Genomic DNA, 11941 nt, shown 5'->3' on the forward strand with positions numbered 1-11941 from the left:
GGGGCTCCGGGCAAGCAGGAGAAAGCACGCTCAAAAGAACTTGCTCATGTATTCCAGCCGCTGACGGTCGGCGAGTTGCGACAACTCCAGCAGGTTGCGGCGCTTGGCCTCGTCCAAGCTCTGCTGGATGGCGGCGCGTTTCAGCTGGTCCGTCGCCTGGGCGTCCTTGCGCTCGGTCTCGCTGGAGTTGGTCAGCCCCAGCAGGATCGCCTCGCCCGACCCATCCTGTGCGGTGACGCCACGCGCGCCCAGCCCGGCGCGGGTCTTGCTGACCGCCTGGCGCAAGGCGGCAAGCCGGCGCTGCTCGGCGGCATCCGCGGCGGCGGTCAACTGGGCGAGCTGGCTCTGAGCCTCGGTCTCCTTGACACCGACCGCCGCCTCCTGGCTGGCACGCAATTGGGCCAAGGTCTGTTCCTGGGCCCCGCGGAAGTCGTCCATCTCCTTGGCCCGCGCTGCCGCAGCGGCGACGGCGGCGGCCTCGTCCTTCTGGTGCTGAAGCTCCTGCTCCTGTTGACGCAACTCGGCGTCATGCGCCCACTGGCGGGCTTGTGCCTCGGCCTCCAGCTGGGCCTGCTGCTGGCGGGAGGCGGCAGCGGCCTGGGCACTGCGTTCCGCCGCCGCCGCTTCCTCGCGGTATTTCTGCTCCAGCGCCGCCTGGGCGGCTGCGGCCTGTACAGCATCCTGCTGGCGCTTGTACTCAAGCTCGGCAGCGGCTTGTTGGGCGGCAGCCTGCTGCGCTGCTGCGCTGGACTGGCCGGCGCTGGCGTTGCGCACGGTGCCGATGACGGAGTTCGCCAGCGGCAGCGCCGTGGTCACGAGGGGAGTGATTCCACCCATCAGTCGTTCACCTTCAGTTCCATGGTCACGGAAAGCAGCGTGAAAGGCAGCGGCGCATCCTGTTCGATGCGCCAAAGCGGCAGGTCGGTGTCATGGCGCCAGCCGAGCGCCCGCAGCCGGCGGTCGCCGGACACGCGCGGCGGCACCCCGCCGGCAGGTTGCGGCCCCAGCCGGTGAAGAGGAAGTTCCTGCAACCCGCGCCCCAGGTCGACGCGCAGCGCCGCCGTCTCCTCCAGCCGGAAGGTGACGGCGACCAGCCGGACGATGTCGGCCCCGGTCGCCTGCCCCAGCAGGTTGGGCGGCAGCGGCTCGATCCGGTGGGTGTAGGGCAGCCCGATCTCCACCTTCCGCGCCGGCGGGTCGAGCGTGACGCTGCCGGCCCGGACGGTGGCGGGGTTGCGGATCACCCCGTCGGCGACGACGGTGACCGTCCGCCCCTCCAGATGCGCCAGACCGCCCCAGACCGCGGTTGTCTCACCCCGCTTGGCGGCGATCGCGGCGTCGAGGTTCAGCGCATCGTCGAACCGCTCGACGGTCCACACGCCGCGCCGCTCCACCAGCACATAGACCTCGTCCCCCACCGCGGCGACGGAGCGTACCGCCCCGTCGGTCTCCAGCAGGGTCCAGGCGGTGACGTCCTCCGCCCGGTAGGCGGTGAGCGCCCCCAGCGTGCCGTCCTCCATCGCCACGAACAGCAACCGGCGGCTCTGGTCGTAATCCTGGTCGCGCGGACTCGCCACCAGATGGCGGGCCAGCAGGGCGAGGTCGTTGGCCTGATAGGCGGCCTCGGTGTCGGTGTAGAGGAATTCACGGATTTCGCGCCGGTTGCGTGGCACGAACAGCGTCGCCCCCTCCACGTCGCGCGGCGGGATGGCGCGGTCCATCGGCGAGCCGATGCGGGTCTGACGGTTGACCTGCATGCTCTGCGGGGTCAGCGGGTCGCCGGTCACCATATATTCTGCGCCCGAGGTGAAGACCTGCAGATGCCGGCCGGAGAAGACGGCGCGCACCGCATTCACCTGATCGGACAGGATGCCGAATTCGATGGCCTGATCGTCGAGCCCCTCCCCGAGATCGAAGTTCCAGATCTGGGCGGAGCGCGACAGCCACAGCCGGTTGGGCAGGTCGCGCGACCCGCCGATCACCAGCCGGTCCTGATGGAAGGCCGCCGACACCGGCCAGCCGCGCAAGGCCGAGAAGGCCTGCTCCTGCCACTGCGTCGTCGGCTGGGTATCGGCCAGCGTCTCCTTGACCGTCGCATTGACCTGCGTCGCCGACACCACGCCGGTGACCAGCAGTTGCTTGCCCTTGATGCGGATGCGGGTGCCGTCCTGGCGCGGATCGAACACTGGAGCCGATGCGGTGACCGTGATCGCCCCGCCCGTCCCCGAAGGCGTCACCGTCACCGCCGGATCGCCGAAACGGTGAAAGGGCGTGCGCACCAGTTCCCCTTCCATCGCGAAAGTCCATTCCGCCAGCGTCCATCCGCCATCCTCACCGCGCGTCAGCCTGCGCGGCGGCAGGTCGGGATGGCAGACCAGCAGCGTGTCGGCGCTCTGGGTCCAGGTGATCTGCGCCAGTTGCGTCAACGTCCAGGGTGCGGCAACCGACGTCAGCAGGATCCCGCCCTGGAACAGGTCGATCCAGCGGTCGGTGAAGACCAGCAGATAGGTCTGTTCGCTGTTGCGCTCGAAGGCCACCAGCCGTCCGTCGCCGCGGGCCAGTGCTGTGAAGGCAAGACCCGACCGCCGCGTCACCCCGCCGGTCGGGTCGATGAACAGGTTGCGCAGAGCCAGCGCGCCGTTGTCGTAGGCCTTGAGGTCGCCACGCCCCAGCAGGCGGCGCGACACCTCGCCGGCGGTGAAGTTGGTCTTGACCTGATGCAGCCGTCCCATCAGGCCCTCGCGTCGATCAGAGTGAAATCCTCGAAACCGGCCTGGCTGTCCTGCTGAGCGTCGATCTGGCGGGCACGGCGAAACTCGCTCTCCGCCAGTTGGGCCAGCAACTCGGCCCGCGTCGAGCTTTCGGTCAGCGGGATGCAGAACTCGGCAGCCAGCCGGGCGATCAGCGCCTGATCGAAGAAGGCAGGGAAATCCTCCTCCACCGGGCGGCCGATATAGGACAGGGTGACGGCGTCGGCATCGCACAGCAGTGTGCGCCCGACGATGCGATAGGACAGGCCGCGCCCCCGCCCGCTGCTACCCGCCCCCAGCGCCCGCAGGAAATCGGCCGGCAGCTGGAAGGCGCAGGCGTAATCGGCGACCGGCGGCTCGGTCAGCCGCGGCAGCGTGGCCTGCACGCTGGCGAAGCTCCAGGCATTGGCCGACAAGAGCGCGTCGCACGTCGGCCCGTAGAGGGCGGCGGCCACCTCCGCCTCGGCGGTGCCGTCGTCGAAAGAAGCGATGGCGGTGGCGCCGAGCTTGATCAGCGCACGACCGCACAGGCCGATGGCGGTCAGGGCCATGGGCAAGTCTCCCGTTGCGGGGGGTGGAAGGGCGCCGCCGCCCTATGGTCGAGGTGCAGCACCCTCCCCTTCGGCGGATCAGTCGCTGTTGACGCTACCAAACGGCGTCAGGTTGGCAACGTCGACCACTCCAGCGGCACTGGCCGCGACCACCAGCACGCCGGTCGCCGGGGTGGCGCTGCCGACCGCGCAGTTCGCCAGCAGCATGTCGCCCACCCGCAGCAGATCGGCCGCCCCGTTGAAGTAGCCGGCGGTGTCGACATCGGTCGCCACGTCGCGCGTGGTGTAGTGCCAGAGCGTGAAGCCGTTCGCATAGGCAAGCACGCTCAAATCCTTGGACGCATAGGCCATGGATCGAAGACTCCGGATTTTGGTGCGGAATGCGGAAGAGAGGGAGGATCACCCTCCCCCGCTCAGCTCTCCAGGCAGCGCAGGGTGACCACGCCACTGGTGTCGATCAGCGCGGCACCCTGGCTCATCATGTTGTTGACGAAGTGCGCCGCGCGGTCGCCGTGCCAGGTGATGTCGGTCTTCACGTCGGAGCCGGCCGCGTGGCCGACCGCCGTCTTGTGGTACCAGTGGCAGAGCCGGACATTGCCGTTCAGCGTCAGGCCGGAATGCGGCAGCCACAGCGTGCCGAGCCAGCGCTTGGCCTGGGTGCCACGCCAGGGCAGCTCGTCGGTGCCGACATAATCGGAACTGGCGAACTCCTCGATGCCCAGCAGCTGGCTCCATTGCTTCCAGCCGACGACGGCATAGCGCTGACCGTCGTCCGGCACGTCGGCCTCGCCCATCATCTCGAAGGCGGCCAGGATCTTGGCCTTGGTCAGCCCGTCGGCGGCGCTGCCGGCATAGTTGACGGACTTGTTCAACTCGGTGATCAGCATCTCGTCGGTCTTGCGGCCCAGCGCATAGGCGCCGGCATTGGCGATGATCTGCCGCTCGTCGATGTTGGTCTTCAGCTCGTCCAGCCGGTCGACCCAGTCGCCGGCATAGAAGTCGTACAGCGCGCATTCCACCGGCGTGTGGTCCAGATTCATCACCGGTACCGCGCCGTGCCGCGACTTGGTGGCGGCGGCACCCTTGCCCACCTTCTGGAAGACGGTGGAGGCGCCCTGCACGTTGTTCTTGCTGCGCACCGTGTTGCGCAGCTTCGAGCCCATGCGCTGATAGGCCTCGTGGACCTCGCGCTCGAACTGCTTGACGAACGCCTGGGCGATCGTGGTCGACATGGGGTTGTTTTCCTTTCGCGTTCCTGCGGATCCCGCGGAGCATGGCGGGGGGAATCGTTCCGCCATCCGGTTGTCGGAGATGCGCGCAGGACGCAGCGCCGGCCGCGGGCGAAACGCGAAAACGAAAAGGGCCGGGCGGACGTTCGACTGTCCGACCGGCCCTTTTCGGACCGAAGCGAGGGGGGAGCTTTGGTGCTGTCGGGCGCTGGGATCCGGGGGGCGGACCCATCGCCTTGACAGGAGTGGTTTTAGGATTTTATGCGGAAACGATCAAGGACTATTTTCATATACACTCTCACCCCCGATAAGCCCTCAATGCCGAACCGGCCCGGCCACCCAGTGGCTGACGATGGTCTCCGCCTGGGCCGGCGGGATCTCCGGATGGTGGTAGCGGTAGACGGTGACCGCCGCTTCCAGCGCATAGCGTTCGGGCTGCCCGCACCGGCACAGGCCGGAGTAGCAGCGCTGCACCGCGTCGCGGCAGGCGATGGCGTCGGCGATCGGCTGATCGGCTTCAAGGAAACGGGGATCGGTCATCGACGTTCCTCCTCATCCCGGGCGTCGTCACCTGCGTCGTCCAGCGGCACGCCGTAGATTTCAAGCCGGTGGCCGACGATTTTGTAGCCGAGCTCGCGGGCAATCCGCTCCTTCATCGCCTCCAGCTCCGGGCTGGCGAATTCGATGATCCGGCCGGTGCGGGTATCGATCAGATGGTGGTGGTGGTCGGCCGTCGCCTCCTCGTACCGCGCGCGCCCGTCGCCCAGGTCGACGCGCTCGATCACCTGCGCATCCTCCAGCAGCCGCATGGTACGGTAGACAGTGGCGATGGAGATGCGCGGGTCGATCTGCACGGCGCGGCGATGCACCTCCTCGACGTCGGGATGGTCGTCCGCCTCCGACAACACCTGGGAGATGACCCGGCGCTGCCCGGTCATCTTCAGCCCCTTCTCCATGCACAACGCTTCCAGACGCGACGTCATAACCCCAACCCTGGTCTTTGCTTGCCGATGCCCCCATCATACTGAAAACCGTTCGCAATCCCAGAGCGGTTTCGCAGCGGCGCAAAGTCGCGAACCCGCCGGCTGCCCAGGCGCACCGGCCATAATGGAGGACCCGACCGAATGTCCCGCACTTCGTTGATCCCGGCCCTGCTGTTCGCCGGCCTGTCGCTGGCGGCCGCTCCGGCGCTGGCCCAGCAATCCGCTCCCGCGCCGGCCCCCGCCGCCCAGGCCGCCATCGCCGATGCGCAGGGCAAGCCGCTGGGCACCGTCACCTTCACCAAGTTCCCGCACGGCATCCTCGTCCATGGCCAGCTGGAAGGGCTGACGCCGGGCTGGCACGGCATCCACATCCACGAAAACGGCGCCTGCACCCCCGACTTCAAGGCGGCCGGCGGCCATTTCGCCGCCCAGGGCGCCAAGCACGGCCTTGAGGCCGAGCACATGCATTATGGCGAGCTTCCCAACATCTGGGCCAACGAGGCCGGCAAGGCCGGGTTCGAGGCGATCACCCACATGGTGACCCTGACCGACGGTGCAGACGGCCTGTTCAAGCAGGGCGGCACCTCGATCGTCGTCCACGCCCAGCCCGACGACTACCTCAGCCAGCCGGCCGGCAATTCCGGCGACCGCATCGCCTGCGGCGTCATCAAGAAGCCGTAAGCTCCGGCGGACGGCATCGGGGCGCGACCATATGCCGCAAGACAACGGTGCCGGCTCGCGCCCCCTCCTCTCCCGCCCAGCCTCCGCCTGATCCTCCCGAATCGGTCCGAATCGGCCGGCGCACCCCTGCCGCGCGCCGAGTTTGCTTGCCAAATCAAGCCACCGGCCCTATCTGTCCGGGGTCGGACGGCGCCCGGCGCCGCGCAAGCCCGCGCAGGCACCTGATCGCCCGCCGTCCGACGGCTCCGCGCCAACCCGCCGCGGAGCGCGCAAGCCCGGCCGCTCCCTCCTGGCGCGGCCCCCATTCTGGTGACCAGGACCATCGCCTCCATGACCGAATTTTCCGGCCTCGGCCTGATCGAGCCTCTTCTGCGCGCCGTCGCGGAGGAGGGATACTCCACGGCCACGCCGATCCAGGCCGGCGCCATCCCGCTTCTGCTGGCCGGCCGCGACGTGCTCGGCCTCGCCCAGACCGGCACCGGCAAGACCGCCGCCTTCACGCTGCCGATCCTGCAGCGGCTGTTCCAGAACAAGAAGCGCGTGGCCGCGAAGTCGCCCCGCGTGCTGATCCTGACGCCGACGCGCGAACTGGCGCTGCAGATCGGCGACAGCTTCACCACCTACGGCCGCCATCTGCCGATCCGCCGCACCGTGATCCATGGCGGCGTCGGCCAGAGTCCGCAGGTCGCCGCCATCGCCCGCGGCGTCGAGGTGCTGATCGCGACTCCCGGCCGCCTGCTCGACCTGATGGCGCAGAACCACGTCAACCTCGGCGGCATCGAGGTGTTCGTCCTCGACGAGGCCGACCGCATGCTCGACATGGGCTTCATCCGCGACGTGCGGAAGGTGGTCGCGGTGCTGCCGAAGGAGCGGCAGACCCTGCTGTTCTCCGCCACCATGCCCGACGCGGTGGTGGAACTCGCCAACAGCATCCTGACCGAGGCCGAGCGTATCGAGGTGACACCGCAGTCGACCACGGTGGAGCGCATCAACCAGCGTGTCCTGTTCGTGGACCGCGCCGACAAGCGCCGCCTGCTGGCCGATCTGCTGGAAGACTCGGCGATGGCCCGCACCATCGTCTTCGCCCGCACCAAGCATGGTGCCGACCGCATCGCCGACCACCTGAAGAAGGCCGGCATCACCGCCGACGCCATCCATGGCGACAAGTCGCAGTCGGCCCGCGTCCGCGCGCTGGAGAGCTTCCGCAACGGCGAGCTGCGGGCACTGGTGGCGACCGACATCGCCGCGCGCGGCATCGACATCGACGGCATCAGCCACGTCATCAACTTCGACCTGCCGAACGAGCCGGAAAGCTATGTCCACCGCATCGGCCGGACCGCGCGCGCCGGCACCGATGGCAGTGCCGTGTCCTTCTGCGACCATGAAGAGGTCGGCTATCTGAAGGACATCGAGAAGACGATCCGCCAGCCGATCCCGGCCGACACCACCCATCCCTACCACGCGGTGGAGGTGGCGCAGATCCACGCCTCGTCCAAGCCGCCGCCCCGCCCCAAGGCGCCGGGCAGCAACCGCAACCAGAACAACCGCAACCAGCAGCAGGCACGTCCTGCCGCGGCCCCGAAGGCGGCGGCCAAAGCCACCCAGCAGCCCGGCAAGGCACCGCAGAAGGCCGGCAAGCCGGCCGGCACCCCGCGTCCGGACGCCGCCCGCAACGACCAGAACCGCCACGACCGCCGCCCGGCCCCGCACGCGGTGTCGCACGGCAACCATGGCGGCAACGGCAGCGGCAAGCAGGCGCCGCGCGCGGCCGGCACCCCCGGCGGCAACACCCCGATGCGCCGCAAGCCCAGCGCCGCCTGATCCCGGAGTGCTCGCTCCGAACAAAAAGGGCCCCCTCTCCAGCGAGAGGGGGCCCTTTTCATACAGGCCGGAGGACTATCAGCCTTGGGCCTCGGCAGCGTGCGCCGCCTGCACCGCCGGACGGGCGGCGACGCGCTCAGCGAATGCCACCAAGTTCGGGAAGGGTGACAGGTCGAAGCCGATGCGCGGCAGCCAGCTCAGCACCGTGTAGGCATAGGCGTCGGCGACAGTGAAGGTTTCGCCGGTCAGATAGGCCTTGCCCTCCAGCTGTTGGTTCAGCACCGCGAGCTTGCCGCCCAGCACTTGGGCGGCAAACGCGCGATAGGTATCGGAAACCTTGTCCTTCAGCATCGGGAACAGCGGGACGACGCCCTTATGCAGTTCCGACCCGATGAAGTTCAGAAGTTCCTGCACGCGGTAGCGCTCGATCGTACCGGCCGCCGGGACCAGACCGCTGTCCGGTACCTTGTCGGCGATGTACTGGACGATCACCGCGCCCTCGGTAAGGATGCCGCCCTCGTCTAGCGCCAGGGCCGGCACCTGACCCTTCGGGCTCACCGCGCGAAAGTCGCTGCCATCTGGGAGGGTCTTGGTAGCCAGATCGACCTTGAGCAGGTCGAAGGGCAGCCCGGACTCGCGCAGCACGATGTGCGGCGACAGCGAGCAGGCGCCCGGCTTGTAGTAGAGCTTCATGTCTCCGGAACCCTCATTGGGTGGTTGGCGCCGTCATGGCTACTCCAAACAGCCAAGCGCCGCCAGCTTTCCCATGAGGGTCAGACCGCCTGGGCCGCCAGCTTCCTGGCCTGCCGGTCGATGAACCACCAGGCACCGCTCGATGCCACCTGGCACAGGCGGGTGTGGGGCTTCAGGCCGCAGGCCTTGAACACCATGGCGATGGCGCGGTCGACATGCTTGCGGCGGTACCGGCCGAAGGCGCGGCGCTTGTAGGCGGCGTTGTAGAGCTTGTGCTCGTACACGGCATCGGCCGGGGCGTTGGCGGCGTAATAGGCATAGGCCAGTTCGTCGTCCTCCGACTCGCCGATGCGCGACAGCGCCACCTTCAGCCGCTGAACCTTGTTCAGCCCTTCGCGGTCCAGATACTTCTTGGCGTAGGTGTAGAAGATCTTGTAGTGGCGCAGCTCGTCGGCGGCGATGTTGCGGCAGATCTCCTTCAGCACCGGCTCGTCGGTCGAATCGCCGATGGCGGCGTAATAGGAACTGGTGCCGGTCTCCACCATGCAACGGGCGATCATCTCACCGGTGCGCGAGCCGCGGACCGAGGCGTCGAGGTCGATCGGCACCCGGTAGCCGGCGCGGAAGCGCTCGACTGCCGCCCGGAAGTCGAAGGTCGGGTCGACCAGCTCAGCCCAGCGGCCCAACGCCTCGCCATGCTGGACCTCCTCGACCGACCAGCCGTGGGCGGCCTCCTGGAACTCCGGATCGTCGTTGAAGACGTTGCATAGATAGGCGGTGTAGTCGTCGGCGTTGAACTCCACCAGTGCCGCCGCCTTGATCAGCGGAACCAGATCGGGATCGACCTTGCTGGCATCAAAACGGTCCCAGGGAAGCTCGTCGATCCGCCAATGCGCACGCGCCATGATCCGCTCTACCGCCTCGTTCTGGGCCGCACTGCTGTGGCGGCCATGGTCATATAGGGAAAGGTTCAATTCGGGAAAGGGTTCGCCGTCCATGTCCCCGCCCTTCTTATCAGGTGCGGCAGGGTTCGCGGTTCAGGCCTTCGAATGTAATCGGTCTTCGCCGCGATGCAACCGAGTCGCAAAGCAAACGGGCGACCTGGATGCCCAAGCCGCCCGTTCGACCAAAGAGATATATGCCGTTTGCCCAGGGAACCCCGGTGCACGGCCGCCTGCGCTCAGTGAGCGGAGGTCTGGGTCAGCGCATCCAGCTTGGCGCGCGCGACGGCCAGCTTGGACTCGGCGGCGGCACGCTCGGCATCCGACTTGCTGTCGTCCAGATCCTCGGACAGGTCCTTGATCTGCTTCTCGACCGCGGCGCGGTCCAGGTCGGTCAGCGCCACCGCTTCCTCGGCCAGGACGGTGCAGCGAGCCTCGGTGACCTCGGCGAAGCCGCCGGCGACGAAGACGCGGTCGACGATGCGGTCGCCCTCATAGACGTCGATGACACCCGGACGCACGGTCGAGATCATCGGCGAATGACCGGCGAGCACGCCGAAATCGCCTTCCGAACCCGGCACCACGACCATGTCCACGGGCTGCGACTTCAGCAGCTTTTCCGGCGAGACCAGCTCGAATTCGACTTTATCGGCCATGGGTTTCCTGGTGCCTCTTCATAGGAACCCCCTCCCCCGCTGACGGGGGGAGGGGGTGTGCTGATGTCGATTTCCGTCCGGCCTTCACACGCCTTCTCGGGCGTGCCGGGGCCGGGTCGGAATGCCGCGATCCCGGATGGGGATCAGGCGGCGGCCAGCTTCTTGGCCTTGGCGATCGCCTCGTCGATGGTGCCGACCATGTAGAAGGCGGCCTCCGGCAGGTGATCGTAGTCGCCGTTCACGATGCCCTTGAAGCCCTTGATGGTCTCCTCGAGCGGAACCAGCACGCCCGGGGTGCCGGTGAACACCTCGGCGACGTGGAACGGCTGCGACAGGAAGCGCTGGATCTTGCGGGCGCGGGCCACGACCAGCTTGTCCTCTTCCGACAGCTCGTCCATGCCCAGGATGGCGATGATGTCCTGCAGCGACTTGTAGGTCTGCAGAACCTTCTGCACCGAACGGGCGACCGAATAGTGCTCGTCACCGACGACGCGCGGGTCGAGGATGCGGCTGGTCGAGTCGAGCGGGTCCACGGCCGGGAAGATGGCCATTTCGGCGATCGAGCGCGACAGCACCGTGGTGGCGTCCAGGTGGGCGAAGGAGGCGGCCGGGGCCGGGTCGGTCAGATCGTCGGCGGGCACGTAAATGGCCTGCACCGAGGTGATCGAGCCCTTCTTGGTCGAGGTGATGCGCTCCTGCAAGGCGCCCATGTCGGTACCCAGCGTCGGCTGGTAACCCACCGCCGACGGGATGCGGCCCAGCAGAGCCGACACTTCCGAACCGGCCTGGGTGAAGCGGAAGATGTTGTCCACGAAGAACAGCACATCCTGGCCTTCCTCGTCGCGGAAGTACTCCGCGAGGGTCAGGCCGCTCAGCGCGACGCGGGCGCGGGCACCCGGCGGCTCGTTCATCTGGCCGTACACCAGGGCCACCTTGGAACCCGGGCCGTCGAGCTTGATGACGCCCGACTCGATCATCTCGTGGTAGAGGTCGTTGCCCTCACGGGTACGCTCACCCACGCCGGCGAAGACCGACACACCACCGTGCGCCTTGGCGACGTTGTTGATCAGCTCCATGATCGTCACGGTCTTGCCGACGCCGGCACCGCCGAACAGGCCGATCTTGCCGCCCTTGGCGTAGGGGGCCAGCAGGTCGATGACCTTGATGCCGGTGATCAGCACTTCGGCGTCCGTCGACTGGTCGACGAAGTCCGGGGCCTGACGATGGATCGGCAGCGAGCGGGCGGCGTTGACCGCGCCACGCTCGTCGATCGGCTCGCCGATGACGTTGATGATGCGGCCCAGGGTCTCGGGGCCGACCGGCACGGCGATCGGGGCGCCGGTGTCGGTCACCTCGGCGCCACGCACCAGACCGTCGGTGCTGTCCATGGCGATGGTGCGGACCGTGCTCTCACCCAGGTGCTGCGCCACTTCCAGAACGAGGGTCTTGCCGTCGTTCTGGGTGTGCAGCGCGTTCAGGATCGCCGGCAGGTCGCCGTCGAACTGCACGTCCACGACGGCGCCCGTGACCTGCGTGATCTTGCCGACAGAATTGGTGGTGGCCATGGAGTAAAGCTCCCTAGGAACTCGGTAAGTGTCGGTATGCCGTCGCCGGCGCAAATAGGCTGGACGCTACG

General features: G+C 67.9%; 13 protein-coding genes. 2 read left to right on the forward strand and 11 right to left on the reverse strand.

Going from position 1 to position 11941, the window contains the following annotated elements:
• Positions 1 to 30: 30 nt before the first annotated feature.
• From J2848_RS07620 to J2848_RS07650, 7 genes are all read right to left on the reverse strand, one after another.
• On the reverse strand, positions 31 to 837 hold the full coding sequence (locus tag J2848_RS07620; protein WP_149229586.1) for a hypothetical protein: 807 nt from the start codon (positions 835 to 837) through the stop codon (positions 31 to 33).
• Complete coding sequence (locus tag J2848_RS07625) at positions 837 to 2732, reverse strand: phage tail protein (protein ID WP_149229585.1); 1896 nt, start codon at positions 2730 to 2732, stop codon at positions 837 to 839. Before J2848_RS07625 ends, J2848_RS07620 begins: the two co-directional genes overlap by 1 nt.
• Positions 2732 to 3301, reverse strand: coding sequence for a phage connector family protein (locus J2848_RS07630; RefSeq protein WP_149229584.1), 570 nt, complete (start codon positions 3299 to 3301; stop codon positions 2732 to 2734). Before J2848_RS07630 ends, J2848_RS07625 begins: the two co-directional genes overlap by 1 nt.
• A gap of 78 nt (positions 3302 to 3379) precedes the next feature.
• Entirely contained in the window at positions 3380 to 3652 is a 273-nt protein-coding gene (locus J2848_RS07635) for a hypothetical protein (protein ID WP_149229583.1), read from the reverse strand.
• 62 nt (positions 3653 to 3714) lie between these two features.
• Positions 3715 to 4533 carry a phage capsid protein gene (locus J2848_RS07640; protein ID WP_149229582.1) on the reverse strand — a complete coding sequence of 273 codons (819 nt, stop codon included), beginning with the start codon at positions 4531 to 4533 and terminating at the stop codon, positions 3715 to 3717.
• A 312-nt stretch (positions 4534 to 4845) separates the two neighbouring features.
• Positions 4846 to 5070, reverse strand: a complete 225-nt coding sequence (locus J2848_RS07645) for a hypothetical protein (protein ID WP_085090275.1) — start codon at positions 5068 to 5070, stop codon at positions 4846 to 4848.
• Positions 5067 to 5513 (reverse strand): Fur family transcriptional regulator, encoded by a 447-nt coding sequence (locus J2848_RS07650; protein WP_149229581.1) that lies wholly within the window; start codon positions 5511 to 5513, stop codon positions 5067 to 5069. Before J2848_RS07650 ends, J2848_RS07645 begins: the two co-directional genes overlap by 4 nt.
• 141 nt (positions 5514 to 5654) lie before the next feature.
• Here J2848_RS07650 and J2848_RS07655 point away from each other — a divergent pair, with 141 nt between their 5' ends.
• Positions 5655 to 6194 (forward strand): superoxide dismutase family protein, encoded by a 540-nt coding sequence (locus tag J2848_RS07655; RefSeq protein ID WP_149229580.1) that lies wholly within the window; start codon positions 5655 to 5657, stop codon positions 6192 to 6194.
• 330 nt (positions 6195 to 6524) lie between these two features.
• The gene (locus J2848_RS07660) at positions 6525 to 8015 is read left to right on the forward strand and encodes a DEAD/DEAH box helicase (RefSeq protein ID WP_149229579.1); all 1491 of its coding nucleotides are present in this window, start codon (positions 6525 to 6527) and stop codon (positions 8013 to 8015) included.
• Positions 8016 to 8093: 78 nt separating this feature from the next.
• Here J2848_RS07660 and gstA read toward each other — a convergent pair whose 3' ends face one another.
• The 4 genes from gstA to atpD all read right to left on the reverse strand — a co-directional run bounded on the left by gstA (position 8094) and on the right by atpD (position 11870).
• Complete coding sequence (gene gstA / locus J2848_RS07665; RefSeq protein WP_149229578.1) at positions 8094 to 8708, reverse strand: glutathione transferase GstA; 615 nt, start codon at positions 8706 to 8708, stop codon at positions 8094 to 8096.
• Positions 8709 to 8788: 80 nt separating this feature from the next.
• Positions 8789 to 9613: an acyl-ACP desaturase gene (locus tag J2848_RS07670; protein WP_149230414.1), complete on the reverse strand. Its 825-nt coding sequence runs from the start codon at positions 9611 to 9613 to the stop codon at positions 8789 to 8791.
• 275 nt (positions 9614 to 9888) lie between these two features.
• Entirely contained in the window at positions 9889 to 10305 is a 417-nt protein-coding gene (locus tag J2848_RS07675; RefSeq protein WP_149229577.1) for a F0F1 ATP synthase subunit epsilon, read from the reverse strand.
• A gap of 143 nt (positions 10306 to 10448) precedes the next feature.
• Entirely contained in the window at positions 10449 to 11870 is a 1422-nt protein-coding gene (atpD, locus tag J2848_RS07680; RefSeq protein ID WP_149229576.1) for a F0F1 ATP synthase subunit beta, read from the reverse strand.
• Positions 11871 to 11941: the final 71 nt, after the last annotated feature.

Origin of the sequence: Azospirillum lipoferum (assembly GCF_024170005.1) — a bacterium.
In the GTDB taxonomy this organism is placed as follows: domain Bacteria; phylum Pseudomonadota; class Alphaproteobacteria; order Azospirillales; family Azospirillaceae; genus Azospirillum; species Azospirillum lipoferum.

Coding starts and splice junctions, on each gene's coding strand:
- J2848_RS07645 (WP_085090275.1), bottom strand. CDS start 5,070: ATGACCGATCCCCGTTTCCTTGAAGCCGATCAGCCGATCGCCGACGCC.
- J2848_RS07650 (WP_149229581.1), bottom strand. CDS start 5,513: ATGACGTCGCGTCTGGAAGCGTTGTGCATGGAGAAGGGGCTGAAGATG.
- gstA (WP_149229578.1), bottom strand. CDS start 8,708: ATGAAGCTCTACTACAAGCCGGGCGCCTGCTCGCTGTCGCCGCACATC.
- J2848_RS07640 (WP_149229582.1), bottom strand. CDS start 4,533: ATGTCGACCACGATCGCCCAGGCGTTCGTCAAGCAGTTCGAGCGCGAG.
- J2848_RS07635 (WP_149229583.1), bottom strand. CDS start 3,652: ATGGCCTATGCGTCCAAGGATTTGAGCGTGCTTGCCTATGCGAACGGC.
- J2848_RS07655 (WP_149229580.1), top strand. CDS start 5,655: ATGTCCCGCACTTCGTTGATCCCGGCCCTGCTGTTCGCCGGCCTGTCG.
- atpD (WP_149229576.1), bottom strand. CDS start 11,870: ATGGCCACCACCAATTCTGTCGGCAAGATCACGCAGGTCACGGGCGCC.
- J2848_RS07625 (WP_149229585.1), bottom strand. CDS start 2,732: ATGGGACGGCTGCATCAGGTCAAGACCAACTTCACCGCCGGCGAGGTG.
- J2848_RS07620 (WP_149229586.1), bottom strand. CDS start 837: ATGGGTGGAATCACTCCCCTCGTGACCACGGCGCTGCCGCTGGCGAAC.
- J2848_RS07660 (WP_149229579.1), top strand. CDS start 6,525: ATGACCGAATTTTCCGGCCTCGGCCTGATCGAGCCTCTTCTGCGCGCC.
- J2848_RS07630 (WP_149229584.1), bottom strand. CDS start 3,301: ATGGCCCTGACCGCCATCGGCCTGTGCGGTCGTGCGCTGATCAAGCTC.
- J2848_RS07675 (WP_149229577.1), bottom strand. CDS start 10,305: ATGGCCGATAAAGTCGAATTCGAGCTGGTCTCGCCGGAAAAGCTGCTG.
- J2848_RS07670 (WP_149230414.1), bottom strand. CDS start 9,613: ATGGCGCGTGCGCATTGGCGGATCGACGAGCTTCCCTGGGACCGTTTT.